Source organism: Nostoc paludosum FACHB-159, from assembly GCF_014698835.1.
In the GTDB taxonomy this organism is placed as follows: Bacteria; Cyanobacteriota; Cyanobacteriia; order Cyanobacteriales; family Nostocaceae; genus Nostoc; species Nostoc paludosum.
The window spans coordinates 64,524-90,757 of record NZ_JACJTU010000030.1; the positions used below are offsets into that span (position 1 = coordinate 64,524).

The 26,234-nt window shown below is 39.3% G+C and carries 27 protein-coding genes; 18 read left to right on the plus strand and 9 right to left on the minus strand.

Annotation, left to right across the window (positions count from 1 at the left end; all coding sequences use genetic code 11):
* Window positions 1–35 precede the first annotated feature (35 nt).
* Complete coding sequence (locus H6H03_RS25905) at window positions 36–1,595, minus strand: hypothetical protein (RefSeq protein WP_190957924.1); 1,560 nt, start codon at window positions 1,593–1,595, stop codon at window positions 36–38.
* Between the two features lie 296 nt (window positions 1,596–1,891).
* Here H6H03_RS25905 and H6H03_RS25910 point away from each other — a divergent pair, with 296 nt between their 5' ends.
* The 5 genes from H6H03_RS25910 to H6H03_RS25930 all read left to right on the plus strand — a co-directional run bounded on the left by H6H03_RS25910 (window position 1,892) and on the right by H6H03_RS25930 (window position 5,645).
* On the plus strand, window positions 1,892–2,473 hold the full coding sequence (locus tag H6H03_RS25910; protein WP_190957925.1) for a protein-tyrosine phosphatase family protein: 582 nt from the start codon (window positions 1,892–1,894) through the stop codon (window positions 2,471–2,473).
* A 113-nt stretch (window positions 2,474–2,586) separates the two neighbouring features.
* Window positions 2,587–3,282, plus strand: a complete 696-nt coding sequence (locus tag H6H03_RS25915) for an SAM-dependent methyltransferase (RefSeq protein ID WP_190957926.1) — start codon at window positions 2,587–2,589, stop codon at window positions 3,280–3,282.
* A gap of 70 nt (window positions 3,283–3,352) precedes the next feature.
* Entirely contained in the window at window positions 3,353–4,273 is a 921-nt protein-coding gene (locus H6H03_RS25920) for a histone deacetylase family protein (protein ID WP_190957951.1), read from the plus strand.
* Between the two features lie 586 nt (window positions 4,274–4,859).
* The gene (locus tag H6H03_RS25925; protein ID WP_190957956.1) at window positions 4,860–5,024 is read left to right on the plus strand and encodes a hypothetical protein; all 165 of its coding nucleotides are present in this window, start codon (window positions 4,860–4,862) and stop codon (window positions 5,022–5,024) included.
* Window positions 5,025–5,201: 177 nt separating this feature from the next.
* Complete coding sequence (locus tag H6H03_RS25930) at window positions 5,202–5,645, plus strand: tellurite resistance TerB family protein (protein WP_190957927.1); 444 nt, start codon at window positions 5,202–5,204, stop codon at window positions 5,643–5,645.
* 189 nt (window positions 5,646–5,834) lie between these two features.
* Here the strand turns inward: H6H03_RS25930 and H6H03_RS25935 are convergent, their stop codons facing one another.
* Both H6H03_RS25935 and cobU read right to left on the minus strand, forming a co-directional pair.
* Entirely contained in the window at window positions 5,835–6,254 is a 420-nt protein-coding gene (locus H6H03_RS25935; protein ID WP_190957928.1) for a hypothetical protein, read from the minus strand.
* A gap of 56 nt (window positions 6,255–6,310) precedes the next feature.
* Window positions 6,311–6,859, minus strand: a complete 549-nt coding sequence (gene cobU, locus H6H03_RS25940; protein WP_190957929.1) for a bifunctional adenosylcobinamide kinase/adenosylcobinamide-phosphate guanylyltransferase — start codon at window positions 6,857–6,859, stop codon at window positions 6,311–6,313.
* Window positions 6,860–7,249: 390 nt separating this feature from the next.
* Here cobU and H6H03_RS25945 point away from each other — a divergent pair, with 390 nt between their 5' ends.
* The 7 genes from H6H03_RS25945 to H6H03_RS25975 all read left to right on the plus strand — a co-directional run bounded on the left by H6H03_RS25945 (window position 7,250) and on the right by H6H03_RS25975 (window position 14,052).
* Window positions 7,250–8,053 (plus strand): hypothetical protein, encoded by an 804-nt coding sequence (locus H6H03_RS25945; RefSeq protein WP_190957930.1) that lies wholly within the window; start codon window positions 7,250–7,252, stop codon window positions 8,051–8,053.
* 205 nt (window positions 8,054–8,258) lie between these two features.
* Window positions 8,259–9,203: a glycosyltransferase gene (locus H6H03_RS25950; RefSeq protein ID WP_190957931.1), complete on the plus strand. Its 945-nt coding sequence runs from the start codon at window positions 8,259–8,261 to the stop codon at window positions 9,201–9,203.
* Window positions 9,204–9,215: 12 nt separating this feature from the next.
* Window positions 9,216–10,172 carry a glycosyltransferase family 2 protein gene (locus tag H6H03_RS25955; RefSeq protein ID WP_190957932.1) on the plus strand — a complete coding sequence of 319 codons (957 nt, stop codon included), beginning with the start codon at window positions 9,216–9,218 and terminating at the stop codon, window positions 10,170–10,172.
* 96 nt (window positions 10,173–10,268) lie between these two features.
* Window positions 10,269–10,850 carry a hormogonium polysaccharide biosynthesis acetyltransferase HpsU gene (hpsU, locus tag H6H03_RS25960; protein WP_190957933.1) on the plus strand — a complete coding sequence of 194 codons (582 nt, stop codon included), beginning with the start codon at window positions 10,269–10,271 and terminating at the stop codon, window positions 10,848–10,850.
* 522 nt (window positions 10,851–11,372) lie between these two features.
* The gene (locus H6H03_RS25965; RefSeq protein WP_190957934.1) at window positions 11,373–13,352 is read left to right on the plus strand and encodes an ATP-binding response regulator; all 1,980 of its coding nucleotides are present in this window, start codon (window positions 11,373–11,375) and stop codon (window positions 13,350–13,352) included.
* 14 nt (window positions 13,353–13,366) lie between these two features.
* Window positions 13,367–13,564: a hypothetical protein gene (locus H6H03_RS25970; protein WP_190957935.1), complete on the plus strand. Its 198-nt coding sequence runs from the start codon at window positions 13,367–13,369 to the stop codon at window positions 13,562–13,564.
* On the plus strand, window positions 13,564–14,052 hold the full coding sequence (locus H6H03_RS25975) for a hypothetical protein (protein ID WP_190957936.1): 489 nt from the start codon (window positions 13,564–13,566) through the stop codon (window positions 14,050–14,052). Before H6H03_RS25970 ends, H6H03_RS25975 begins: the two co-directional genes overlap by 1 nt.
* Before the next feature lie 118 nt (window positions 14,053–14,170).
* On the opposite strand, the gene H6H03_RS25980 is transcribed toward H6H03_RS25975, so the two are convergent.
* Window positions 14,171–14,569, minus strand: coding sequence for a nuclear transport factor 2 family protein (locus H6H03_RS25980; protein ID WP_190957937.1), 399 nt, complete (start codon window positions 14,567–14,569; stop codon window positions 14,171–14,173).
* Between the two features lie 558 nt (window positions 14,570–15,127).
* Between H6H03_RS25980 and H6H03_RS25985 the strand changes: the two genes are divergently transcribed.
* Entirely contained in the window at window positions 15,128–16,033 is a 906-nt protein-coding gene (locus H6H03_RS25985) for a DUF4437 domain-containing protein (protein ID WP_242057989.1), read from the plus strand.
* A 71-nt stretch (window positions 16,034–16,104) separates the two neighbouring features.
* The gene (locus H6H03_RS25990; RefSeq protein WP_190957939.1) at window positions 16,105–16,848 is read left to right on the plus strand and encodes a maleate cis-trans isomerase family protein; all 744 of its coding nucleotides are present in this window, start codon (window positions 16,105–16,107) and stop codon (window positions 16,846–16,848) included.
* 2 nt (window positions 16,849–16,850) lie between these two features.
* On the opposite strand, the gene H6H03_RS25995 is transcribed toward H6H03_RS25990, so the two are convergent.
* The gene (locus H6H03_RS25995; RefSeq protein WP_242057990.1) at window positions 16,851–18,155 is read right to left on the minus strand and encodes a hypothetical protein; all 1,305 of its coding nucleotides are present in this window, start codon (window positions 18,153–18,155) and stop codon (window positions 16,851–16,853) included.
* A 30-nt stretch (window positions 18,156–18,185) separates the two neighbouring features.
* Between H6H03_RS25995 and H6H03_RS41460 the strand changes: the two genes are divergently transcribed.
* Window positions 18,186–18,320 (plus strand): hypothetical protein, encoded by a 135-nt coding sequence (locus tag H6H03_RS41460; protein ID WP_277926183.1) that lies wholly within the window; start codon window positions 18,186–18,188, stop codon window positions 18,318–18,320.
* Here the strand turns inward: H6H03_RS41460 and H6H03_RS26000 are convergent.
* Entirely contained in the window at window positions 18,310–18,951 is a 642-nt protein-coding gene (locus H6H03_RS26000; RefSeq protein ID WP_190957940.1) for a hypothetical protein, read from the minus strand. The two genes, H6H03_RS41460 and H6H03_RS26000, sit on opposite strands and share 11 nt — an antisense overlap.
* Window positions 18,952–20,058: 1,107 nt before the next feature.
* Between H6H03_RS26000 and H6H03_RS26005 the strand changes: the two genes are divergently transcribed.
* Together H6H03_RS26005 and H6H03_RS26010 are read left to right on the plus strand one after the other, a co-directional pair.
* Window positions 20,059–20,487, plus strand: a complete 429-nt coding sequence (locus tag H6H03_RS26005) for a hypothetical protein (RefSeq protein ID WP_190957953.1) — start codon at window positions 20,059–20,061, stop codon at window positions 20,485–20,487.
* Between the two features lie 260 nt (window positions 20,488–20,747).
* Window positions 20,748–21,302 carry a hypothetical protein gene (locus tag H6H03_RS26010; protein WP_190957941.1) on the plus strand — a complete coding sequence of 185 codons (555 nt, stop codon included), beginning with the start codon at window positions 20,748–20,750 and terminating at the stop codon, window positions 21,300–21,302.
* A gap of 259 nt (window positions 21,303–21,561) precedes the next feature.
* Here H6H03_RS26010 and H6H03_RS26015 read toward each other — a convergent pair whose 3' ends face one another.
* Window positions 21,562–22,236 (minus strand): glycoside hydrolase family 24 protein, encoded by a 675-nt coding sequence (locus H6H03_RS26015; protein WP_313931917.1) that lies wholly within the window; start codon window positions 22,234–22,236, stop codon window positions 21,562–21,564.
* A 387-nt stretch (window positions 22,237–22,623) separates the two neighbouring features.
* On the opposite strand from H6H03_RS26015, the gene H6H03_RS26020 reads away from it, so the two are divergent.
* A complete protein-coding gene (locus H6H03_RS26020; protein WP_190957942.1) occupies window positions 22,624–23,586 on the plus strand; it encodes an aldo/keto reductase in 963 nt (320 codons plus the stop codon).
* A 119-nt stretch (window positions 23,587–23,705) separates the two neighbouring features.
* Here H6H03_RS26020 and H6H03_RS26025 read toward each other — a convergent pair whose 3' ends face one another.
* Window positions 23,706–24,221 carry a DoxX family membrane protein gene (locus H6H03_RS26025; RefSeq protein WP_190957943.1) on the minus strand — a complete coding sequence of 172 codons (516 nt, stop codon included), beginning with the start codon at window positions 24,219–24,221 and terminating at the stop codon, window positions 23,706–23,708.
* A 283-nt stretch (window positions 24,222–24,504) separates the two neighbouring features.
* Window positions 24,505–25,920: an NAD(P)/FAD-dependent oxidoreductase gene (locus tag H6H03_RS26030; RefSeq protein ID WP_190957944.1), complete on the minus strand. Its 1,416-nt coding sequence runs from the start codon at window positions 25,918–25,920 to the stop codon at window positions 24,505–24,507.
* Between the last annotated feature and the right edge of the window lie 314 nt (window positions 25,921–26,234).

The window sequence follows — 26,234 nt, forward strand, 5'->3', positions numbered from 1 at the left end:
TTTGTCACACTTTTGTCCAAAACCAAATAGCAGTCCTATATATCTAAAAAATTTATTTTTTTAGATATATCAGACGGTACAAGAGTAAATGATGGAATATTTTTTTGAATTACTAGATAAACATCATCATATTCATTGCTTTCTTTAAAAAACCTTACTACTTCATTTTTCTTCCAGCCTTGAATATAAAATATAAAATTATTTTTTTCATTTTTAACTTCGAGTAAGTCTATAGTTTTTGTCGGATTAGTTTTTAAAATTTTACTGAATTTCTGACGTTGAAGCTGAGTATCTGTCAATAATGATGTTTTTAGAGGTTTAACCTGGACTTTACTAGATAAAAGTTGCATTTCTAGCACTACAGGGATTGAATCAGCAACCACAAAAATTCGTTGCTCTCTAGATGGTAAATTCTGGAGATTATTGGCAAGTCTTTTGTTGTCTTCGGTTTGAGTTTGCCAATAGGGATAAGGAACTGAATAAGAAACTCTGTAACTTACAAAAAATATACCAATCAAAATTAACGCCAAAGTAATACCGATGATTTTTTTATTTCTACAAAAAGGAAGTACTTTTTTAAAGGCAGCGTGCAAAAATATTGCATTACCAATTGCTAAAACTGGAGAGACATAGATGAAATGACGGGCTGGATAATAGTTTGGTAGCCAAAAGATATAATTGACAACTAGTGTAGGAAAGATAAATAACAGAGTTAAAGAGTCGCGTTTGACCCACAGGGAAGCCAAAGTAATAAAGAAAATAAAAATATATAATGGATTACAAGCTTCAACAAAGGCTTTGCTTCCTGCTTTCAAATTTTTAATTACTATATCAGGGCCATGATAGAAAATTAAATCTTCTAATATGCCGTCACTCTCTAGATTAATTTCTGGAAGTTGCGATTTGACTACAAAAAATATAACTATGGCGAAAATAATATATAAACTAGAATAAGAAATAACTTTTGTTAAAGAATATCGCTCAAGAAGAAAGCAGCCGGGAATAAGTAAAAACATTAGCACTGCATCCAACCTAAACATTAAGCATAAAGAAAAGGCAGAAATTATCAATATATCTAATATTATTAATTTCACTAACCCAGCATTTGAAGATTTTATCTCTGAACGATATGCAATTAAGGCTAAACCTATGAACATAAATAATACTGCTTGGATCATTGGATGACCATACAGGCTTGTACTCCACCAAACTGGAATTAATATTAGTAGTAAATTTGCTAATACTGCCGTGGTCGCTCCCCAATATCTCTTGACAAGATAAAAAATAGGAATAACCATAAAAATTGAACTTAAAGAACTTATATAGTTAGTAATTGGGATAATTATAGTAAAGTTTTTTTGAAAAACTGGTCTAAAAATATCTATTAGTGCATAGTAGCCATAAGAGATATTGCGCCCATAAAGCAATGGGCTACCTAATGGTTTTCCAGATGTAACTGAGTCAATTATTCCCATTACCATTCTAAAACCATCCCTCTCCCCTGGTGTATCTTTGTAAGTGAAAGGTAGGTAGGAGATACTGGCTAAAATTAACAGCAAAAGTACTGTTAAAATAATGTTTCGTTTGAATTGCATAATAGTAATCTCAGTTTTTTATTGTCAATCTGGTTCAGTTAAGAATAATTACCGCTTGGTTGGGGTCAGGAAATACGTTGGTTAACAGAATGATAAGCTACTATGCTTTTAAATTCTATATTTAGTGCTGAGGTTGTCAAGAGTCTACAGCGAAAGTTAAACTTTGGACTCTTTACAGAAGGCAGGCGTGCATCACATAATGATTTATGCAAATTCACATTACGTATTTTATCGTTTGAAAGCCTTAGCAAAAGAATATTGATTTCCAGATAAAAGCTAATTATATAATGGCAGATATGAATAAATTGAAAAAATCAGAAATCCAACAGTTAAAGAGATACAAATTTGCCCCAGCTTGGGAGAATGAGCAAGTAGTTTTTGGTGCGATGCGACCTGGATATACTAATGAGATGGTTGAAGACTGGATACAATTCATGAAACGCCAAGGGATAGAGCGAGTGTGTTGCCTTCTTCCTGATAAACAATTAGCTTCCTACTCCGATCTTCTGGGGAGATACAAGCAGGAATTTGGTACTCAACGAGTTTGTTGGGCACCGATCGCAGATTTTAATTTAGCTGATTTAGAAACCCTTACACAAAAAATAATTCCTTTTTTAATAGAAGCAGATAAACAAAATCAAAAAGTTGTTGTACACTGCTTTGGTGGAATTGGACGTACTGGACATGTCTTAGCAGCATGGCTAGTTAGTGTCCGAGGATTATCAAATAAAGCTGCAATCAAGGCTGTGAAAAAAACAGGAAGAAATCCTTATGAAGCGGCGATCGCTGGTGTATTTAAAGGCAAAAATCCTTTGAAAGTTGTCAAAGACCTCGACATACTTTTGAATAATTGCCGTCTCATAGTGCGTGGCGACTAGTAGAAAGTAGCATGATTCTAACCAACGCCGAAGTTATTTCATTTAATATGTGTCTTAATCACAAATTACCAATTACGGATTAGTACAATCAATCTACTTACGAGGCAAATTCTATGGTAATGGTTTTAGATAAAGTAGTTCCTTTTGGGAGGTCAATGGATGAATATATCAAAATCTTCAATTTAACAAATGCAGATTTAAATAAAAGAATTATTGGGGTTGGGGATGGGCCAGCCAGCTTTAATGCTGAAATGGCACGTCAAGGTAAAAGTGTAGTTTCTATCGATCCACTGTACCAATTTTCTGGCGATCAAATATTGCAAAAATTTAATGAAGTAGTAGATAATATTATTAATCAAGTCAAGGCTACACCGAACGATTGGGTATGGAGCTATCATAAATCTCCAGAGGACTTGCGACACAATCGAGTGAAAGTCATTCAAGAATTTTTAGCTGATTACGAACGTGGTAAAAAGACCAACAGATACATATTTGGCGAATTACCAAACTTGGCATATCAGAATCAAGAATTTGACATAGCCCTTTGTTCGCATTTATTGTTTTTATATTCAGACCAGCTAGATTATGATTTTCACTTCAATGCAGTTGGTGAAATGCTGCGTATTGCTCAAGAAATCAGAATATTCCCTCTCATAGATTTAATGTTAAAGCCTTCGCCACATTTAGAAAAAATAATTAAATATTACGCTGACAAAGGTTACAAGATAAATATTGAAAAAGTTCAATATGAACTACAACCTGGTGGAAATCAAATGTTGAAGATAACCAAAGATGCGAATATAATTTAGAATTCTCAAAAACTATTGGTAGACTAATAAAGATACAATGGCGTTCAGTGTTGGTACTATTTTTCGCCCTATGTTGCCAGTCATTTATTCCGATGAATTTTTAGATCACAAGACTGGGAAATACCATCCGGAAAAACCAGAACGGTTGACAGCGATCGCTAATGCCCTCAAAGCAGCTACGTTTGCAGATAAAATTGCATGGCGATCGCCCACCCCAGCACCAGAACAGCCAGAGTTGATGTCTTTGTTAGTTAAGGCTCATAGCCCAGGCTACATCAAAAAACTTTGGACAATTGCCTCTAGTGGCGGCGGCCCCTTGGATGGAGATACGCCAGTTTCGCCGCGCAGTTATGATGTGGCATTGTTGGCGGTCAGCGCTTGGTTAGATGGAGTTGTAGCTGTATTAGAATCCGGTAATCCGGCTTTTGTATTGGCGCGTCCACCAGGACACCACGCCGAAAGTGATGCTGGTATGGGCTTTTGCTTATTTTCTAACGCCGCGATCGCCGCTTTTTTTGCCCTAGAACAACCCGGAATTAACCGCGTCGCCATCCTCGATTGGGATGTACATCACGGTAATGGTACTCAGTCCATCGTCGAAACTCATCAGCAAATCGCCTACTGTTCCCTACATCAGTATCCATGCTATCCCGGTACTGGGAGAGCAACAGAACGCGGCTTTTATAATAATGTCTTGAATTTACCAGTACCCCCTGGTAGTGATATTACGGTCTATCAGCCATTATTTGAAAAAAAGGTAGTACCGTTTTTAACTAGCTTTGAACCGGATTTATTGATTGTCAGTGCTGGTTATGATGCTAATGCGGCAGATCCTTTAGCAAGTATCAACTTACAATCAGAAGATTATGGTTTGTTCACCGATTATTGCCTGGCGGTAACTCGTAAAATTCTCTTCGGCTTAGAAGGTGGCTACGATTTTGATGCACTTTCTCAATCGGTTATAGCGACTATTGAACGTTGTTTACTTTAACCTTGCCTCAAAAATCGTAATATTTCTTTACATTTTTTCCAGGCGAACGCTGTACTCAGACGATCTCCAAAATCGCAACATTTCTTCACATTTCCCGGAGGCGATCGCCCCTTAACAGGTTTCATCGGTCTGGGAAAAAATAATGTCTTTATTATTTGAAAATTTTTTAGCGTTTCTTTTTTCTCAGTATAATCTTGGGATCGTCGAGCGATTTCCTTTTGTATATGCACTGAGATAGATGCACATGACTAGGAATTTTTTCGGTAAATTCTCTAGAGTATATTCTTGGGATTTGAGAAAATAGTCTCGAAAAATAAGCTTTTTGTAGATATTTAATTTTTTGACTATTTGTAACTGAATTGACGAATTGCAAAACAATGTTTACGGAAGTTTAAGCTGCCATAACTTTTGTTAGGACTTCTGTCTCAGTATTTTCTTTTACAAATACTCTTTAAAGTTCATCAAATCTTCAGAAATAAAAAGTTTGAGCAGTGTTCATAAACAGCTAAAGTTTTGTTAAGATGCAATTGCTAGCACTTTTTCAGCGAAATTCACCTATCACCATGTGGAGAAATAAAAAGTACTAGTGGCACAAAGTTTAGAAGGTGAAGCAATGACCACCTATATTTTTTTCGACGAAGCCCTACGAATGCTGACCAACGCTTTTTTGATATCAGCGATACTGTTAATAGCAGCTTCTGGTATAGGTTTGGCAGTAATTGAAACAATAGAAAAGACAGAAGAACGCTAAGTTCACAAATAGCAGTGTACTTATTTCTAAAAACCATTGGGTGCAAGTGTTCGCTGTGAAATAATCCTGGGAACACTAAACTATAAAAGTCTCACAGCGTTGCAGTCTCACCTGGAAGTCCAGCAAATGCACAGGTAACTGTATCGCTATTGAGACCTTAACCAAGGAGCTACTACAATGGGTCTACTCGATGCTGTGTTGGTTACAGGAAGCCAAAAACCAGTACTGAATTCAGCGGAAGCTTTTGCTGTTATAGTCTTGATGGCAACAGCTCCAGACGGTTACCTTTCCGTCGAGCAAGCAAACTCCATCACTTGTGTGCTATCTCGGATGAAACTTTTTAAAAGTTATCCTCATGAGATGATGAAGAGTCTGTTTGATAAAATTTTATCTATTTTCCAAGGGGATCATTTTAATACTTTATTTAATGCTGCCAAAGATTGTCTATCTCAAGACTTGCGGGAATCAGCCTTTGCAGTAGCCACTGATTTAGTCTTGGCTGAAGGTATAGTAGCTGAAGAAGAGAAAAACTTTTTGAATGATTTATATCAAGCTTTAGGTGTTTCCAGTGAGATAGCAATACAAATTATCCAAGTAATGTTGATTAAAAATCGGCTATAGGGTTACAGAAAATAACTGCAATTTAAACTATATGAATAGCCGATACATAAAGTGCGCCAGATTTGATTGTCTGAACAAATACCATACACTATAAACCAAGCAGTAGGAGCACAAAGGCAGCTAATCTTTTCCTATTGCCTTATTGCCTATATTATCAAAAATTCTTAATCTCACAAATTTGTTGTTACTTCATACACTATTGTCCAGCAGCCGAGCGTGGATGATTTGGAGTTGCTCCTGAGTCTTAATTGGCGCTCGTGGTGTTGGTAATTCAGTATTAGGCCAGTTCAATAAATCGTTGCAGGGACACAACAAAGCTGGCATCCCAAGGTTTCGTGCAGCCACTGGCATTGTGCAGCGACAACAAGGTAGCATCTCCCATGCCGATGTCAACAGTTCGGCAATGGTTTCGTCTGTACCTTCCAAATGGCAGTTAGCAGATTCTTTGGAGAGAATCTGCTCCCAGCATTCTTCAAATTCTTTACTGTAGCGATCGCCATCTAGCACCGATTTTGGCAAAATGCTTGCCTTGCCGTTGCCAACGATTACTTTCTTGCCCAGTTGAAACCAGTAGGCGAGATATGCCTTAACTTCTTGTTTAGTAGCCATACTATAATTTTAAATTTTAATGAGGATATTTCGGAGGTTAAATGTTTAATTTTGAATTAAGTCTTTGACGCTGGTAATGGCGAACCAAGAAGAGTGAGATTGAGAGCATAGCCACCAGCGATTAGATAAACAGCATCACACAGCAAACTTAGCTGGCGTACTAAAGAACCCAGGCGATCGCGGAACGTCCTACCAATAGGATAAGCTGGCACAATACCCCAACCCACTTCTTCTGCCACAAACAACATATCAGCAGCTACCAAATCTACCGTCTCTAAAAACTCTGCAAGCATATTTTCCCAGGTTTGGTCATCTTGTTCTAGGAGATTAGCTACCCAAGTTCCTAAAGAATCAACCAAAAGATAGGTATGGGGTTTCGCGTCAGCAAGGGTAGCAGACAGTTCCACAGGTACAGACAGAGTTACCCAGTCTTGGGGACGACGTTTTTGGTGTTCTAAAATGCGTTTGTGCCATTCTTCATCGTCTGGGTTATCAGTGGCTGTTGCTACGTAAATAACTGCTTTGCCCGACTCTATGGCCAGAGTTTCTGCCCACTCACTTTTACCAGATCGAGCTGGCCCTGTTACTAAGATGACTTTACCCAAAAGTTATTTCCTGAGTATCTTCACAATATGGCTACGTTTGCAGTTTATCATCACAGCAGCGTCGAGTAGGGAGTCGGGCACAAAAGCAGAGAAATCACGGAAAATAACTGAATAAATGCCCAATGCCCCATACCTCATGCCCAAATTTTTATTTCACAGGTAATATTTTTGATTTTAAATAACTTTTAAGAGATAAAATTAGCACCAGCATCATTGCAAATTAATAATTACAGTAGATTGCCAGTTGGTGAAGTAAATAAATTTAAGTCTGGTGGACAGGCATAAAACCTGTTTGGCTTCTGACTAGGATAATTCACCAATTCTGCTGTATGTTTCAAGTCGGGATTAAAAACCCGCCAAAAACTGGACAGCAAACTATAGGGTATGTTTATGAAACCAGGCTTAAAACGTATTGAAGCAACTCTACATGATTTAGGGACTCGTGGCACTGATGCCGCTGAACCAGGAGATTCAACAAAGCGGCCTTTCTCTTTTAGAATCAGTGTCGCAGCTAACGAACCCACAAAAAGCACAAAGACTTCATCTTCTGAGGATGTTGAAGTCAACATAGAAGGACAAGCCGCTGGCGTTGGCGTCGATACGGAACAAAATTTATTTCGCCAGTACGAGTCTGTGCAAACTTTTCAAACAGAAGAGAACGGTGGTAAAACACCCAGCCTACCCAAGTTTAAAACTCCTAACATCAGTAGCCATCGTCACGGAGCAAATCCAGGCTTGGCGATGAACTTACTGCTAGAAATTCAGGAAAGTGTTGCTGGTTGGCAAATAGAACTACAAAATATTTTGCAGGAAATTCAGGATATTTACTTAGAAGGGCCAATTGTCAATGGCTGGTTAGAATCCAATTTCCAGGAGCCAGAACCAGGTGGAACTGCAACACTGCGCCATGCAGAAATTGACAAGTTAATGAACTATGTCGAAGAAATTTGTGCTAGTGGTGGGAAAGTCTCCTATCAATCGTCTGCTACTAGCTATCGCCTCTGCGGTGTGGATGATTCTGGTAAAGTTTGGTCGCGCCCATGTCCAGCAGATCAGGTTCCCACCGTTAGTATAGCGATCGCTCGTTACCAAAAGTTACGTCAGTTGTTGGGACGTAAGCAAACTTTAGAAACTCGCTTGGCTCAACTTGCTCAAAGTCTTGTAGTTTTACATAGTCATATTCAGCAAACGTGAAGTTTTAAAGATTTTTTCCGAAAAAACTCGGTTGGTGGGCAGATAAAATTTGGTTTAGATTAACTAAGACAAAATGTGCATTAGATTTAAGATTTTAATCAAAAATCGTTCGACTGAGCGAAGCCGAAGTCTCAAATCTGTCTTAGAAAGTTCCGATCTAAGGAAGCCTTAGCTCAGACTTTCCGCAAAATCCCAAATTAAATCTATGCCAGATATCCAAATCTCTGCCATTATCTGTACCCACAATCGAGATGCCTACTTAGGTGCTGCAATTGATAGTCTTTTAGCGCAGGATTTTGCTGCTAATTTTGAAGTTGTAGTAGTTGATAATGGGTCTAGCGATCGCACCCGTGAAGTAGTAGAACAAAGAGCTGACGATCCTCGCCTAAAGTATGTCTTTGAACCCACCATCGGTTTATCCGTCGCCCGCAACACGGGTGCAAAAGTGGCTAGTGCTGATATTCTGGCTTATCTAGATGACGATGCCGTCGCGACCAAAGGCTGGCTGCAAGTTTTATATTCTGCCTATTACAATAACTCTAAACTAGCGATCGCAGGTGGCAAAGTCACTCTCATCTGGCCTGAAGGAGTGCAACAACCACGGTGGCTATCTCCAGGGTTAGCAGGAAATCTAGGTGCATACGACTTGGGTGACAATCTCATTTACATTCAGCAACCCGGCTCAACACCCAGAGGCTTAAATTACTCCATACGTCGTAGTTTTTTAGAAGAAATTGGAGGTTTCGATCCTCATCTTGGTCGAGTAGGGAAAAATTTATTATCTAACGAAGAACTACAAATGACCGAATTTGCCTTACAACGTGGTTGGCAAGTCGCTTATCTTCCAGAAGCACTAGTCGCTCACAATGTTGCTCCAGAACGCCTGCAACGTTCTTGGTTTTTAAACCGAGGCTGGTGGCAAGGTATCAGCGAGTGCTATCGAGAACAACTCGCTGGCAGAGCTGGCATCGCTCAATTACGGCGAGGCAGCGAACGATTTTTGCGCGGTTTGTACAAGGCATTACAATATTTCTCTGACCCAGCAGAACGATTTGACAAACTTGTGTATGCTTACGGTCAAATTGGCTACTTAAATGCAGCTATTCAAGGCCTTTTATCCACATCAAATAAGAAGTCATCAATATCATAAATTATACTGATTATGTCATCTAAAATACCAGTTTCCGTATTAATTCCCGCCAAAAACGAACAAGCCAACTTGCCAGCTTGTCTCACTAGCCTCAGCAGAGCAGATGAAATATTTGTAGTCGATTCTCAAAGTAACGATAATAGTGTTGAGATTGCTAAAAGTTATGGCGCAAATGTCGTTCAATTTAAATTCAATGGACATTGGCCTAAAAAGAAAAATTGGTCTTTAGATAATCTACCTTTTCGTAACGAATGGGTGCTAATTGTAGATTGTGATGAACGCATCACTCCCGAACTTTGGGAAGAAATTGAGCAGGCAATTAATCAGGATGAATATACTGGTTATTATCTAAACCGCCGCGTATTTTTCTTAGGAAAATGGATTCGCTATGGTGGAAAATATCCCGATTGGAATCTGCGTTTATTTCAGCATAAAAAAGGACGCTACGAAAACCTACATACAGAAGATATTCCCAACACTGGTGACAACGAAGTTCACGAACATGTAATTTTGCAGGGGAAAGTTGGGTATCTGAAAAATGATATGCTCCACGAAGACTTTCGTGACCTTTATCATTGGTTAGAACGGCACAATCGCTATTCAAATTGGGAAGCCCGCGTTTATTATAATATTCTCACAGGTCAAGATGATAGCGGCACTATTGGTGCAAATTTGTTTGGTGATGCAGTGCAACGCAAACGCTTTTTGAAAAAAGTATGGGTACACTTACCATTCAAACCCTTTTTGCGATTTGTGTTGTTTTATATAATCCAACGTGGTTTTTTAGATGGCAAAGCAGGATATATATATGCACGTTTGCTGAGTCAATATGAATATCAAATTGGGGTTAAACTTTACGAATTACGAAATTGTGGTGGTCATCTAAATACTGCAACTACACTAAAGCAGGAAATTCTTGAGCAGGGAAGCAGAGGATCGGAAGGAAAGCTATTGACAATTGACTCCTAACTTTAGCAATTTTAGATTTTGAATTTTGGATTCAAGGAGAAATTTAAAATCTAAAATCTTAAAATCTAAAATCTAAAATCTAAAATCCAAAATTGAATGACTAATGACAAACCTTTCGTAGATTTACGCAAATATGACCAATCTTGGTTCGATCGCGGGCGTCCAGCTTGGTATATTTTATTATGGTGGTTTGTACAAGCGATCGCCTTTCCTCTAACTCCTCAACCGTTAAATATTTTACGTTCTACTCTACTACGATTATTTGGCGCTCGTATCGGCAAAGGCGTGTTGATTCGCCCCACAGCCCGTTTTACTTATCCCTGGAAAATTACCATAGGTAATTACAGTTGGATTGGAGATAACGTAGTTTTATACAGCCTCGATGAAATTAACATCGGCGAACACTGCGTAATTTCCCAGAAAAGTTACCTCTGTACTGGTAGTCATGATACCCAAGACCCTGCCTTTGGCTTGAAAACAGCGAGTATCACCATTGAAAATGGCGCATGGGTAGCGACAGATTGTTTCGTTGGCCCCGGAGTAAAAATTGGTGCTAATGCTGTGATTGGCGCTCGTAGTAGTGTTTTTACCAGTATGCCTTCTGGACAAGTTTGTTGGGGAAGCCCCTGTCGTCCGAATAAAGCCCGGATAAAACTCGATCCTGTCACAACTCCATGATTTATTGGATAGACCCTGTAGGGTAGCACAATTAGCTGTGCTATCCTAGATTTTTGGTATTTATAATTTAATCATCCTCCATTCTTTATTCATCTAATTCTCCGTAAAATTTCAGAGCTTTAACTTAGAGCCTATGTACTTTTTACACGGATACAGCAGATTTTAAATCACTTAAGTACAAAAAGTAAATTTCCAGACTAAGCATAAAACCCGGTTTAATTAACAATTCTCTTTTTGTTCATGGATGTATTTTATACAAGCTCTGTTTGACAGATGTAAGCATTTTTTTGCAGATAGTTTACTTTTAATTAAATCTTTTAACTTTCAAGTACACAATTCGTGCGTATCTCAAAAACTTGGCAGAAGATATGGTATCTCAAATCAACTGGGAGGTAGTGTTGTGATTACAGCTATTGTTGAGTAAACTACAAAACTGGAATGTGAAAACCTGTGTTCGTGAACTTGACAAAGCTTTTAAAGGCGAAGAAATTTGAGAGTTAAAAATTTTAACCATAATTAAGTATGAATTTTAATAAAGATGAGAAAATTATTATTTTAATAGTTGACGATATTCCTAATAGTTTAAAAAATATATGCGATTTCTTAAAGGATTATGGCTTTCAAGTTTTAGTAGCTGAAGATGGAGAAAGTGCAATTAAAATTGCAGAATACGTCTTACCTGACTTAATTTTATTAGATGTAATATTGCCAAGAATTGACGGTTTTAAAACTTGCCAAATTTTAAAAAATAATCCAGCGACTCAAGATATCCCTGTAATTATTTTAAGTAACCCTACTGATAAAATAAGCACAATTAAAGTTTTGAATACTGGTGCGGTAGATTACATTACTAAACCTTTAGAAAATCAAGAAGTATTAGCTAGGGTGAATATCCATTTACGCCTCCGCAACCTTACAAAAAAACTCACAGACCAAAATATTGATATTAGCAAACAGCAAGCTGCGCTGCGGGAATGCAAGCACGCAGAACAGCAAATTCGCGAACAAGCTGCTTTACTTAATATCACCACAGACGCGATTCTCGTTCAAGATTTGAGTAACCAAATTCAATTTTGGAATAAAGGAGCTGAACATCTTTACGGTTGGACGGCACAAGAAGCTTTAGGTAAAAATTCTAATCAGCTTTTGTATCGTAAACAAAACTTTTGCCAACTGAAAAATATTCAAAAAACTTTAGCTGAGAGTGGTTCGTGGCAAGGTGAGTTACATCAAGTCACAAAACAAGGCCAAGAAATAATAGTTGCTAGCCGTTGGACACTCATAAATGATGAAGAAGGGCAAGCCAAATCTATCCTCATTGTCAACTCTGACATTACAGAAAAAAAACAACTTGAAGCGCAATTCCTCCGCGCTCAGAGGATGGAAAGTCTTGGCATATTAGCAAGTGGTATCGCCCACGATCTCAACAATGCACTGACACCAATCATGATGACAATGCAACTTCTAGAAGCAAAACTTCCTGATGAAAAAAGTCATCAATGGCTGGGAATTATGGAAACAAATGTTAAACGTGTAGCAGATTTAGTTAAACAAGTTCTGTGGTTTTCACGTGGCTCTGTAGGTAATTTTAAAACATTACAGGTGCGGAACTTAGTTTCAGAAATAGAAAATATTATCAAACAAACATTTTCCAGAGCTATTGAAATTCGTATCGATGTTCCTACACAAAACCTGTGGAATATTTTTGGTGATGGTACTCAGCTACACCAAGTGTTGATGAACCTGTGTATTAATGCTCGTGATGCTATGCCTACTGGTGGGATCTTGAAGATTTCAGCAAAGAATTTCTGGGTTGATAGCCACTATGCCAGGATGAATATTGATGCTAAGTTAGGTTCATACATAATGATTAGCGTCTCTGATACAGGTACAGGAATTCCCACAGAGATAGTAGATAGAATTTTTGAACCATTTTTCACAACCAAAGAAGTGGGTAAAGGTAGAGGGCTTGGTCTTTCAACGGTGCTTGGCATCATAAAAAGCCACGGCGGTTTTGTAAATGTAGTTACTGAAGTTACCAAAGGCACAGAATTTCAAGTTTGCTTACCCGTCACTCAAACAATTGAAACAGATAGTAAATTATGTGGAGATAGTGAATTACCTTCAGGGCATGGAGAATTGATTCTAGTTGTTGATGATGAAGATTCAATTCGAGAAATTACTAAAACCTGGTTAGAACAAAATGGCTATAAAGTGATAGTGGCTAATGATGGTATTGATGCGATCGCACTTTATACAAAACATCAACAAGAAATTAGTGCGCTGCTGATTGATATGATGATGCCACACATGGATGGGCCAACAACTATCAATGTATTGAAAAAAATTAATCCAGATATCAAAATTATTGGTATTAGTGGGCTAGCCTCCAACCATGAAATGATTAAAACCCTTGGTAACAACGTCAAAACCTTTTTGTCCAAGCCCTACACTTCGTGTGACTTGTTAAGAAATTTACAGATGGTGCTGAATACAAAGTAGATTGGGCATGGGGCATGGGGCAAGCAGGAGATGTGGGAGGTGTGGGAGGTGTGGGAGGTGTGGGAGGTGTGGGAGGATGGGGAAGAAATCTTTCCCCCCACACTCCCCACACTCCCCTCTCTCCCCCACACTCCCCCATCTCCCCAGTCCCCAGTCGCGATCCCCAAAGAGTGGTAATATGTTCTCATGGCTGCTCTAATCCTTGGTATTGATGAACAAATTGTTGGATGAAACGCTGTCAATCAAAATTGCTCAAAGCATAAACAGCAGAGCTAGTACCCCATTTGACAATGCTTACAAAGCAGCATTGTCCACCGAGGGAGCAAAATATGTTCAAGGATTTTTAACTTTTGTGGGAAAACCATATAGACCAATTGAACACAGTTGGATTGAGTTAGGCGATACTTCTAGCAATGACTCCCTTATACGCATTGTCGATCCCACCTTACCGCACCTGAAAAAAAATCCTCAAGAACTCTGGTATTTTGCTGCACAAAAGCTGACAGTAAAAAAACTCAAAGCCATTATTGAAGAATCAAAAGAAGATTATCCAGAAGACAATCCTTTACCTATCTATGGTGACCCACCTTATGAATACTACGGTGATGTAATGTTAGGTGGTCAAGACTATTTAGCAGCTTATCAAGCAGCAGAAGCTAAATGTAAAGAAATCAACCAACTTAACCCTGAGAGAAACTAATACAATTTTAGATTTTAGATTTTAGATTTTTCTTTCAAGGGTAGTCACTGCTCTATGCTAGTTGCTTTCCGATGCAAAGCGACTTCTGAATTGTGAATTGTGAATTCTGAATTCTGTTTTAATACGATTTGCCATCACTACCAAAATATTCGCGATAGCCACAAATTTTGTCTCCACGCACATCAAAGGAAACTGCTACCCGATTTTTGTAAGGTTCTCCAAATAAAAGCCCTTCATCACGAAATTCAAAGACGGCGGTTGTTTCACTGCTAGTAACACGGTCTAGAGCAGTTAGCTTCAAGCTAGGGGTGAAGGCTTGAGAAACATACTCGAAAAATTCTCTAGCTCGGTCTTTTCCTACGTTCAAACCGTGAAATTTTCCCATAGGAAACCAAAGGGTAAAATCTTCTGAGAGCATATCTAGCAGCGCTTCCCACTCCCCTGTTGCCATCCCGTGTGTAAGATTCTCAAATGCCTGCTGAGCAACTTTTAAAGTATTTTCTGAATTTTGTGTCATTGTAGCTCCCCTTTGATATCTGAACTTTTAGACATTTTTAATTTTTAGGTTTTAAAATTACTAGCAGTACTTACTTAAAATAGTGATAAATGTTGCATAATTGACACATAATTTCAGGAATTGTAAAGCTATTTATGCTGTTGAGGCTCGGTGGCGATCGCATTAATAAATAGTAATACTTTTCAAAAGTATACACAGCTAGATAGAGCAGCTATGTTACCCTACGTGTATCTATTAGTAAATTATTTTTCCATATAACTTATTCATGTGCAAACATCTGTATACAGCAGAATTCAGAATTTAGGAGTACAACAAGCTTGATGGTTGACTTTTAGACTGAGCTTGCGTACTTTATTTTCCTTGTAATCTGCTGTATTTAATTTTAAGAGTTATAATTTTTAGATTTTTATTTTAAATTACAACTCAAGGCTAATTTATTGAGCAAGTTTAATAATTATCCTGTAATTACTAAATTAGTAAAAACTGGAAATAGATATGGTTAAAGGACATCAAGACAATCAAAGCTCAAATTCTATCCATAATAATGTTGAGATTCAAATGAACAAAAACATCTTTACAGGGCGCAAACATGTAGAAACTGAAGAGTCACTCAACTCAGTTCTCAACTTTCCACAAGTGGCTTTTGACGTAAAAAACTTTGTTATTGGAGAAGATGCAACTGCCCAAGTTCTATCCATCAATGAAAGTACAGGTGAATCTACACAGCGAGTAGTCCTGAAAAAGGGTTGGAGCGCACCTGTTGGTCATTTTACTACCAATGTGGAAATTTTTGTCTTAACAGGCGCACTTTCCCAGGGTGGGTTTATACTACGCAATCTTAGTTACTCTTTTATCCCGGCTGGTATACCTACTGGGCCTTGGAAAACAGAAGAAGACACCATTCTATTGTGGATGCCAGATGCTACACCTACGTATATCACAGAAGACTATGCAGATCTTCCGCAAATCCCGGAAACTTCTGTATACCATGCAAATATGCAGACGCATGAACGTATGACTGAGTATATTCCATTGCAAGAACTCCACGCAATGAAATGGGAGAGTACAACCTTTTTGCCTCCTGGTTCAGCCCGTAAAAGTCTGTATACCAATAAAAAAACTGGACGCGCTACGTGGATTCTCGGTTTAGTACCTATGTGGATTGAAGGCAATTTTTATGCTGGTCATCCTACTACGGAGGAGGCGTATGTGATTTCTGGTGATGTGCTTGGACATTGGTCTATGAGCGACGATCCTTTTAATAGACGGTATGCAGCAATGTGCAAAGATGGCTATTACTGGCGACCGGCACATATTCCACACGGGCCATTTTGGACAGAAAGTGGGGCACTACTTTTGTTTCGCACTAATGACCGCCTAGATTGTTATTGGATACTACATAACCCAGATATTACTCAGCAAGATCGGGCACGTCTAGAGGCTGCAATTAAAAAAGACAAATAAAGTTTCAGTACGATCGCACTTGTGCCAGCACAACCAGCAAAGCAAATAACTTTATCCACAAGGATTTTACAATGACGGACGCCTTAGGATGGCGGAAAAAATTCGGGGTGCTTGCGCCCAGTACGAACACCATCGTTGAACCAGATTTTCACGCGATGGCTGTACCGGGCGTTACGTCTCACATGTCCCGGATTCATATTCGAGACCAAGACTTGAGTAGCGATGAAAAGATGGTGCGTATTCTAGAGGAAATCGACAACGAAATTTTTTTCGCAGTCGATCGCGTCATGACTGCGGCTATCGACTATCTAATTATGGGAATGAGTGCCGAAACTTTTTGGGGAGGAATCGAGGGTAATAAAGCGTTCATTAAACGGCTTGAGGATTATACTGGACTGCAAGTGGCTACCGGCGCTTCGGCATGTCACGCAGCTGTGGAAGCATTCAAACTAAATAAGATTGCAGTCATCACCCCTTATCAAGCTGTGGCTGACGATAAGTTACGCCGCTTCTTTAGTGACATTGGCGTAGAAGTCGTGCGGCTCAAAGGATTACGTTGCCCCACAGCAATAGCGATCGCCCAAGTCTGTGAAGATACTCTTCGCAAGTACCTTCAGGAAATCGATGGTGATGATATAGATGGGATCGTACAGATGGGTACTAATTTGAGTATGCTCCGGCTCGCCGACGAAGCAGAGCGATGGCTCAAAAAGCCTGTCATTGCCATCAATGGAGCAACCTGGTGGTATGCCTTACGACAAAACGATATTCGCGATCGAGTCTACGGGTGTGGCAGACTCTTGAGAGAATTTTGAATTCAACTACGAATTTTTAAAGCTCGTTGTTTGTAACGGAGTATGCACAGTAGAACAATTAGCAATATAAAAGCTTTCGTCGTAGATGGCTCTACTACCTTCTTGACTTCCGTCGCGGGAGTTTGAGGAGTAACACTACATGGAATTTCAATAATTGGTGTATGGCTGGAACCGTTATTATTTGGAGTTAGATCGCATTCTCCTTTGTTGGTGAGAGACAAAGGTGGATTTGTGGAAGAAGAAATCAATGGCTGTCCTGAAGACCCTGAAGAACTACCATCATCCAGTAGTAGAAGCAGAATTAAACCAAGACCGCCAACTCCAATTATTGGCCAGAGTGGGAAGGAATCAGAACTGTCTTGTACTAAGACATCCCCCTCAGAACCAGGGAAAGTATCGAGGCTGATTGTTTCTCCGTCCAATGGGACTAGATTGTCAGCCAGCAAAATATCTCCTGGTATATCTTCTCCCAAGAGTTGACTGAATTCTTCTGGAATTGCATTATTGGGGCGTCCGAATTCCCCACCATCTTCAGAGTATGGAAAGGATAGTACTTCAAAAATCCTGTTTTCTAGTTGGTTTCTATCTCCAGAATTTAGTGCATCCAAGCCTCTAGAGATTTTATCTACATAAAAATTCGTCATTTCTGGCGATAGGCCTAGAGACTGAATCTGCTCTTTGATGTTAGAAATTTTTGAGGCTTCTTCAAACAACAGCCGTCCGTATGACAATTTCAAGTTTAGTAATCCACTACGAAGGCTCAGTGAGTCATTTATTCCTGAATATGGTGCCCAGTAGAACTGCTTGGTTACAAGTCCCAGTCCTTCTACTGAGTTACGACCAAAAGATTGCCCCAGGACGTATTGAGATCCATCCATGATTGTGGAGGATTCTTTTCTCCAAAATGAAGCGAAAGGCACTGTGGAGAGATTGCGATTGTTACCGTAAAACCTAGCGAAATTCTGAAAATTTTTCTCCCCACCAGCTGCTCTTATCAATAGATTTTGATAGTTAGTCCCGCCATTTAGCTCAATTAATCGCTGGATTACCGTTCCAGTTTTATTGCAAGTCAAACCAAATCCCACATCACATCCAGGAATTACTCGCATCTTACTGAGATTTTGGTTATTAACTTGGTACTGGAGATACTCATACTCCAATCCTCGTTGGATACCATAACGGCCAATATTTAACTGTGCAAAAGCAGACTGCCACGTAGTGAGTACTACTGCAACAGATGAGAATGCGATAGTCGCCCAGCGAACCGGCTTTGGCATAGCAATTCTTTGAATAGTTGATTTAGGCAAGATGTACCTCCACTAAATAGGGATTGGGCATTGGGGATTGGGCATTGGGCATTGGGCATTGGGCATTGGGCATTGGGCATTGGTTATGAATTATTCTCCTTGTCTTCCCAGTCCCCAGTCCCCAGTCCCCAGTCCCTAGTCCCCAACCCCGACTTCAACTCTTAGGTAAATCAATATTGATCGTGATTCCAGTACCTTTGAGATTTCCTGATGAGAGTGTGTGATATATGACCAATGCTCGGTTTGGTTGGTCAAAAAGGAATCCGCGAGGTGTAGGTTTGATCTTCCCTTGTTTGACTAGGGAAACGAAAGCTTCTAAATATCTACGTATACCTTGGCGGTTCTCTTGATTAGTATTCGTATGATGCTCAATCAGCATCATAAAAAAGTCCAAGCTACGATTTTCTTGACCCTCTATCAAACTTCCCTCATCTAAGAAAGAACTTGCTATGAGTCTGTTATCAACTTGTTTGACTTTAAAAAGAGTAAAGTAACGTCCTTCTTTTTTAGGATCGTTCGCATAACAAACCCACGAACCTTCTTGATTCTGTGTAAAACCCTGGTCAGCAAGGTAGGAAAGCAAAGAATTGCTTGCTTTGGTTTGTAATGGAGGTAATAAATCTTCAATGGGATCTAAAGAGCAAATCCTTTGGGTTGTTGTCTGTTGAGGAACAGCAGGAGTCTCTTGAGTATAAGTACCGATAGGCTTGTCATTAGACATTGCAATGTTAGACATCGCAACCAACGCAGAGACTTGGAAGAAAAATACTCCAAATAAACGAACAATAATATTCATGTTTCTCCTGTTACTTTTGCTTACATTGTTAATAATTAACTTGTTACTAAATCAGGGTTGATTTAAAAGTCTTAAATTATTTGCTAGATTTAAGTATTTCCCTGATTTGACCAATTTGGGGCTGTATTTTTGGGAACAATATATGACTATTTGATATACATAAAGCAGCACAAATAGGCATAAATATTATTTAAATATAATGCCAATTTTCAAAGTTTTCTTGACAATAGAAAATTTGCTTTTCGATATTATTGCATACACGAAAAACAGATGACGCCATGTCAATTTTTTATATTTAAATTCAATTTTTCACTATTTTCAGAAGGTTTTGTGATATACCTTTCTGTCTTTAGTGATTACTAAAAAGTGGCTTTATAAGCTATTTGATAGCTTATATAACCAGAATTATAAAAGCTCTGTGCTTTGAACAGTAAGCTTTTTACTGATTATGGTGGTAGATTAAATAATGTTTTGTGTTTTTGGAGGTAGCACACCTAACTAGCTGTTTCAGCATGTTTTTTATTTGATGTATAAAATAATATCTCTTGACAGTAAAATAATATTACCATGAGCTTGAGATGTGCAACACTTTTGTGGACAGTTGTCAAAGCTGTACACACTGAATTGGAACTATCTCTTGATTAAATCTTATGGCAAATACCTGAGGCTAAAAGTCAATTGACTTACACACGCCTAGTATTTTAGAATCTAATACTATTATTGTTGGTGCTAGTAGTTACATGTTTTAAATATAACAAATATTTAAATTAACTACGGATAATGAATGCATTATAGTTCTTGGATACGCCTGATTGTCAGAGTTTTAGGCTACAGGCGATCGCATGAAGTTAAAGTTAAATTAGATTACAGCTATATAACTATTATTTAGCAGAGTATTGTCATCGACCTTAATCAGCCTGAATCTTTTTATTCGCCGCTAGTTAGAGGATTGCTAAATCTTGTTATGAGTAAACAATATGTAGTTATGTTTGCTCTGTAGATAGAGGAATATCATGAGCAAAATGAGTAGAATCCTCTTATGGCGATCGCTATTCTTTACCAGAATCAAAAGATGAACTTGGTGTTTTGACAAGTTTTGGCTGTATGATGAATGCGGAATTTTTTTACAGGATTCCTTTGATGCCTTTAGGCTTACTCTGGCTGGCTTATGCTTTCTTGGGGTGGTATCTTGCTACTAACCATATTATTTGGTTAGTGGGAGCTTTTGTAGCTGCTGTGGTTATAGCTGTAACACGCAAGAGTATTTCTTGGTTAGAGCGTTTAGTTGAATTTGGTTCTAAAGTCTTAGTTGTTATCTTATTTTTAAGCATATCAATTGCTTTAATCGCAACTTGGTCGTTATTATTTAGTCTATTTCTCATACCATTAGCAACTACGCTTTTAGCTGACTTGGAAATGCGTTTTGCTGGTTTTAATAAAATAGATTCATTTTGGATATTAACAATCCTAGCCATACTTGGTTTGATAGTGGGCGAAGTAATAGATATTTTATTTTTTCCCAGTAGCAGATATTGAATAATTATGTAGCATTAATGATTATTATATCTGTTGAAATATGGCTATAAGTAGGTAAGCTTAATTTTACTTTGGCTAATATTAAAGCCAGAATATTTAGCTTATATTTCTAACTCTTTTCCAGAATTAGTTGATTTAATCTGGCTTTTAACAGACATTTGGCGTATTGTTTGATTTTGCGTGTCAGCGAATAGCTTTTCTTCTAAATTGGGCATCTTAAAACAAGAGTAAGTTATGATGTCTGATTCAAGTTAAAAATTATGAACCAAAATCGTCATAAACAGCCGAAATTCAAACACACCGCCGCAAAATTATTTAAGGGCTTGGAGAAACATCTAATAAAAGTGATGAATACTGTGGAGAAGATATTCAAGCAGCAAAGAGAGAAAGAAAAGCGGCATGTTGCTCATGCAAAATTTCCCTGCTTGGAACTGATGCAGCTGTTTGGCATTCATCTAGTCATCGGTTGCTTGCTGTCTTTAAACATATCAAATTGGTCAATTTTAGGATGGGGTATTGCAATCTTGATATCTTTGACTTTTACAATTTTTGCTTTCGATGACTTAATGTTTACATATAATTATTGTTTTGCAGTAATGATGGATGTGCTAGCTAGCCCTTGGACTAGGGCTGCAAAACAGTTAAAGGACGTGTTTTCACGCTGGATTTTTAATAGTAATAAAGCTGATTGGTTAATTGATTTGTTGCAGGCTTTTGTACCGCTAGTGAGCTTTTTACTAGTATTAATGGTTGATGCTTTGGGTTTTGGAATCGGTTATTTAATTTCAAGAATAGGAGCAATAATAATTGCGTAATCTAAATTTACTAGATCGGAAGCTTAGAGGATGTTTGAAAAGTCATGATTGATGTATCAAAACCTTCTTTTACCCCACCCTAACCCTCCCCTTGTAAAGGGAGAGGGGATTAAGGGGGATAATAAAAATCACAACCTACCACTTTTCAAACATCCTCTTATGCTATGTCTTATCTTTGACATGTTTAGACAACGCCAACCATCGGCGTAGCGATCGCTCTAACTTAGCGACTTCAATTAGCTGTAAAGTTCATCTTATTTTATCGTCGTTTAGTGGAAGGATTCGGAGATGGAGTTGAATTTTGGGTTGTTGGTTGCTTGGCTGCGTTTAATTCTTCTTGCAACATTTTCTGATAAACTTTAGGCAAAGAACTACTAATAGAGTTAGTTTCTATCCCATATCCCAAGCTTGTCCAGGTGGGAGAAAGTAGCCGCAAAACTTCATTTAATTTCCCCTGACGCAAGAGTTGAGAAATATCAGTTCTCCAAACTCTTGAATCATTTAGCCAACGATAAACCACTATGTCTTGATATTGTGGTTCAAAACTATAATTCACCCAAAACATCAACCGCATTGGGTTTGGGTGATAGCGAGGGGCTATATTGTACCAGGTAGTATTGATGATTTGATATCTACCTGCGGCAGTGGAACAATTACCTGTGTTGGGGCCTGTGATAATTGTGACGCATATCTCAGGATGTCGGCTGAGGTCGTTGACTTGTTGCCCACCATACAACAGAGAATAGGGACGGTTACCATTTGCCTCACTTGCTGAGATGGTTCGCATTAAAGCGCGAATATAAGGGTCGCCATTTTTCATCACCAAAGGTGGCTGTCTAACTTCAAAGACAGGATCGGAAGGCGATCGCAATTCTCCTTGAATATACCACTGCAACAAACACACAAAGCCCAAGAGCGCCGCTATTGGGCCAATCAGTTTTTCAACACCTTTGAATTCAAAGCCTTTCAGAATTTGACTCCTTGAAATTTGCTTTTTTCGGTCATAAAAATTATCGACGAACTCATTGTGACAAAGTTCGCGTTTGTTGTCAGTTATGATTCCTGGTTCGCTGATTTTTTTGACTAGAGGAAGTAAGGAGTAGAGAAGGAAGGCGTTTGTTTCATTTATAACCTGTGCGGCGCACTTAAACATTTTATACTGAAATATTTCTGGAATTGAAATACTGACTAAATTATAGAAATCCTACCTTTTTGTGTCGAAAAGTGTATCTTGAGAAAGATATTGTGAGATTTATTCTTATGTTTAAATTAGCACGCGGTTATATGTACTTAAGTAGTAGTTGCGAAACAAGGGAAACAGATGTCTCAAACCAGAGCAAATTCAGAAATGCTATATCGAGTTCTCGGTAGTACAAATGAGAAAGTTTCTGCCATCGGACTCGGTGGTTGGCATATTGGCTTGAAGCACGTTGATGAGCAACTCGCCATCCGAATTGTTCGCACGGCGATCGATCGCGGCATTACTTTTATGGATAATAGCTGGGATTACAATGGTGGAGTTAGCGAGATCCGTATGGGAAAAGCACTGCGCGATCGCTATCGTGACAAAGTGTTCCTAATGACGAAAATTGATGGTCGCTCCAAGAAAGCAGCAGCAAAACAGCTAGACGAATCACTTCAACGTTTGCAAGTTGATTACATCGATCTCGTTCAGCACCACGAAATTCTTCGCCATGAAGATCCATATCGAGTTTTTGACCCAGAAGGGGCCAACGCTGCTTTGATTGAAGCGCGAGAAGCTGGTAAGCTGCGATACATTGGTTTCACTGGACACAAAGACCCCTACGTGCATCTGCACATGCTGGAAATTGCAGCCAGTCATCAATTTAAATTTGATACAGTGCAGATGCCGCTGAATGTCATGGATGCACATTATCGGAGCTTTGAAAAACTGGTTTTGCCAGAACTAGTCAAACAAAATATCGGCGTTCTTGGCATGAAAAGCTTAGCAAACGGTATACTTTTACGCTCAAATACTGTAGAGCCAATCGAGTGTTTACACTATGCTCTGAATCTGCCGACATCGGTTGTAATTACCGGAATTGACAGTATGGAAATTCTCGAACAAGCCTTGACAGCGGTGCGGACATTCCAGCCAATGGATGAACAACAAGTGCGATCGCTCTTAGCAAAAACCGCAAAAGCAGCATCAAGTGGCGAGTTTGAGCCATTCAAAACTTCATCAATTTTTGACAGCACCGCCCAAAATCCAGATTGGCTAGGAGATGAGCCACAACGTATCCAACAATTAATGCCAAGTTAAAGAAGAATTCAGAATTAAAGATGGGTATGAAACTATTGCCTATTGCCTATTGCCTATTGCCTATTGCCTATTGCCTATTGCCTATTGCCTATTGCCTATTACCTGTTCCCTGTTCCCTTCTACATATCGTTGTTAGAAGCATTCAGAGCATAATCAGCTGCTGCTTGGGCGCGACGGCGGCTCATTTTTTGTTCATAATCATCGTAGGCAATACAGATCCAAATTAAAGCCATAAATAAGATGGTTTTGTTAAAGCTTTCTGCTCCATTAGGAAATAAACTGCCAGCAGGTATAATGCCAAATGCCAAAGTAATACTAAACGTCATTAGTATTAGCAATAGACCCGTCCAACGCACCCAATAATTGAGAGCAAACAACGCACCCAGAAGGATTTCTGCTAAAGGTAACAACCAGGCATAGGGAATGGCAATTAACCAAGGTAGTGGCCCGAGTCCTTCCCATCCTGGTGGAATTCCAGGGCCAATTATTTGCAGTTTTTGAATTAAAACAGTTTGGTAGAAACCGTTAGGAATGCTAAAGTTGAGATAGTTAGCAATACCAGAAAGAAAAAAGAAAACACCCATCGTTACGCGACTAACAACAACAGCTGTCCGTAGGTTGAGTAAGTATTTCATAAGTGGACTCCTAAAAATGAGATTAGTTTGGATAAAGTGTCGCGCATAAGTGTTGACTGTTGACGCTCGGAGTTATTGTTCTGGTATTGCTGAATCTAGGGATGATTTTTACCTCACGCAAAGGCGCAAAGGCGCAAAGAATCTACCTTTAGCCTTCGTCAAAAATCTTAATTCATCCCGCATTTATGCAACGCCATTGTTCTTTTGCTCTTGTATCTTTGGGCCTTTGCGTCCCCATATCTCCGTGTCCCCCCGTCCCTGTGTCCCCGTGTCCCCGCGTCCTTCAACGAGAAGGCGGTGTTAGGCGATCGAGTAAGGTGGGTATACCTGTCCAACCGAAATTTTGTTGGAATTGCATCGGTAAAGCAGCCCGCCAGACAAGGGGAGTTGCCAAAATTAGTCCAGCAGCGACGGTTGCAACGCCATACAGTAAAGGAGTCTGTCCTAACTGCATGTGAGAAAAAGGGCGATCGCGCCCGAATAATTCGTCAGTTAACCACTCGGTTGTGGCTTTGCGGTTATGTGCAGAGTTTGGTAGCAGTTGTAAATATGTTGCTTCCCGAATGAGATGGCCTGGCTGTCCTTTAATTTGGACTTTGTTAAACAAGTTAGCAACACCTTCGTTGAGTCCCAATTTCATCAAAGTACCGCGCATTTGGATTTGCACAGATGTGGGGGGTTTGCCTTCCGCAAGCCGCTTGAGATTGTGAGCGATCGCTTTTCCCTGTTGATAAGCAACTTGGGCTGTGGTTGGTTGGGGATTACCGCTATCTGTGGCACAGTCTCCAGCCGCAAATATTTCAGGAAAATCTGGTAGTTGCAACGTAGATGTTACCAGTAACCGACCGCGATTCTTTGGCACTGGTAAGTCCATCAACAAAGGATTGGGAGCAGTTCCAGCAGTCCAAGCGATAGTTCCAGCTGGTAAATTTTGGGTTTGCTCGTGTTGACGATACTCTACACCATCTGAGTGAATTTTGGTGACAGCCGCATCAAATAGGAAATCCACAGGAACCACCCGACGTTTAAGCGCCCGTTGGACTGTACACCGCAAATGACTATTTACATCTCCTTTGAGGATTTCCCGACTGCGGTTAACTAGTACCACCCGAATTTCATCGGCATCACCGCCCAATTCGTCGTACCAAATGGGTAGTAAATCTGCTAATGTACAAGCCAGTTCAATGCCAGCCGGCCCTGCCCCAATGATGGCCACAGTCAGTAGTAGCCGACGATGTTGCGAGTCTTGAGTTTGAATTGCCTGATGTAGCCTATGTCGCAAGTGTTTTCGTAAAGCCATCGCCTCTTCCCCAGAGGTAAAGGGCATGGCATGTTCAGCCGCACCGGAAGTATCGAAGTAAGTTGTTTTACTGCCCAGTGCTAATACTAAGTTGCCGTACTCAAAAACCTTTCCAGAGGTGAGGATGACTCTGCGTTGATGTGGGTGAATCGATTCCACTGTGTCCTGCACAAAAGTGACACTACTATCAGCTAAAAGCTCTTTGTAGCGGGGATAAACTTGCGTGCTGTGTAATTCGCCGCTTAATAATTCATATAATAGGGGTTTGAAACTAAAGCGATCGCGTTGCTCAATTAAAATAATAGGATGCGAGTAATTTTGATGGCTTAAGTGCAGAGCTGTAAACAGTCCAGCAAAGCCACCACCCAGAATGACTGTGGGATGAAATGCTTGCTGCATAGGTGTAAGAGTTACTGCGAGTGAACTGCTCTTAGTATGCCGACACTTAGCAACTCTTAAGTGATGAAAAAATAAAGCTTAACTGAAAAATTCCAGGGAATTTCCAACATAGTTTTCACTACTTTCTCAGCAATAATTCATAATATCAATCCTATTTGAGTTGTGAAAAATATCAGTGATGGCTGTTGACTGTGCTTTGTCCTTAGCCTTAGTGGTGCAGAAAAGTTTCTGGAGTCTCAAGTGGAGAAAACAGTGACACGGGAGAATTCAATTCTGTTATCTAATTGCGCTCGTTTTTTTAAGGAAGCAGTGGC

Coding starts and splice junctions, on each gene's coding strand:
- H6H03_RS26010 (WP_190957941.1), top strand. CDS start 20,748: ATGAACCAAAATCGTCATAAACAGCCGAAATTCAAACACACCGCCGCA.
- H6H03_RS25975 (WP_190957936.1), top strand. CDS start 13,564: ATGAACAAATTGTTGGATGAAACGCTGTCAATCAAAATTGCTCAAAGC.
- H6H03_RS25935 (WP_190957928.1), bottom strand. CDS start 6,254: ATGGCTACTAAACAAGAAGTTAAGGCATATCTCGCCTACTGGTTTCAA.
- H6H03_RS25945 (WP_190957930.1), top strand. CDS start 7,250: ATGAAACCAGGCTTAAAACGTATTGAAGCAACTCTACATGATTTAGGG.
- H6H03_RS25965 (WP_190957934.1), top strand. CDS start 11,373: ATGAATTTTAATAAAGATGAGAAAATTATTATTTTAATAGTTGACGAT.
- H6H03_RS25905 (WP_190957924.1), bottom strand. CDS start 1,595: ATGCAATTCAAACGAAACATTATTTTAACAGTACTTTTGCTGTTAATT.
- H6H03_RS25950 (WP_190957931.1), top strand. CDS start 8,259: ATGCCAGATATCCAAATCTCTGCCATTATCTGTACCCACAATCGAGAT.
- H6H03_RS25955 (WP_190957932.1), top strand. CDS start 9,216: ATGTCATCTAAAATACCAGTTTCCGTATTAATTCCCGCCAAAAACGAA.
- H6H03_RS26020 (WP_190957942.1), top strand. CDS start 22,624: ATGTCTCAAACCAGAGCAAATTCAGAAATGCTATATCGAGTTCTCGGT.
- H6H03_RS25985 (WP_242057989.1), top strand. CDS start 15,128: ATGAACAAAAACATCTTTACAGGGCGCAAACATGTAGAAACTGAAGAG.
- H6H03_RS25930 (WP_190957927.1), top strand. CDS start 5,202: ATGGGTCTACTCGATGCTGTGTTGGTTACAGGAAGCCAAAAACCAGTA.
- hpsU (WP_190957933.1), top strand. CDS start 10,269: ATGACTAATGACAAACCTTTCGTAGATTTACGCAAATATGACCAATCT.
- H6H03_RS26030 (WP_190957944.1), bottom strand. CDS start 25,920: ATGCAGCAAGCATTTCATCCCACAGTCATTCTGGGTGGTGGCTTTGCT.
- H6H03_RS25910 (WP_190957925.1), top strand. CDS start 1,892: ATGAATAAATTGAAAAAATCAGAAATCCAACAGTTAAAGAGATACAAA.
- H6H03_RS25980 (WP_190957937.1), bottom strand. CDS start 14,569: ATGACACAAAATTCAGAAAATACTTTAAAAGTTGCTCAGCAGGCATTT.
- H6H03_RS26025 (WP_190957943.1), bottom strand. CDS start 24,221: ATGAAATACTTACTCAACCTACGGACAGCTGTTGTTGTTAGTCGCGTA.
- H6H03_RS25920 (WP_190957951.1), top strand. CDS start 3,353: ATGTTGCCAGTCATTTATTCCGATGAATTTTTAGATCACAAGACTGGG.
- H6H03_RS25970 (WP_190957935.1), top strand. CDS start 13,367: ATGGGGCAAGCAGGAGATGTGGGAGGTGTGGGAGGTGTGGGAGGTGTG.
- H6H03_RS26000 (WP_190957940.1), bottom strand. CDS start 18,951: ATGAATATTATTGTTCGTTTATTTGGAGTATTTTTCTTCCAAGTCTCT.
- H6H03_RS25915 (WP_190957926.1), top strand. CDS start 2,587: ATGGTAATGGTTTTAGATAAAGTAGTTCCTTTTGGGAGGTCAATGGAT.
- H6H03_RS26005 (WP_190957953.1), top strand. CDS start 20,059: ATGAATGCGGAATTTTTTTACAGGATTCCTTTGATGCCTTTAGGCTTA.
- H6H03_RS25990 (WP_190957939.1), top strand. CDS start 16,105: ATGACGGACGCCTTAGGATGGCGGAAAAAATTCGGGGTGCTTGCGCCC.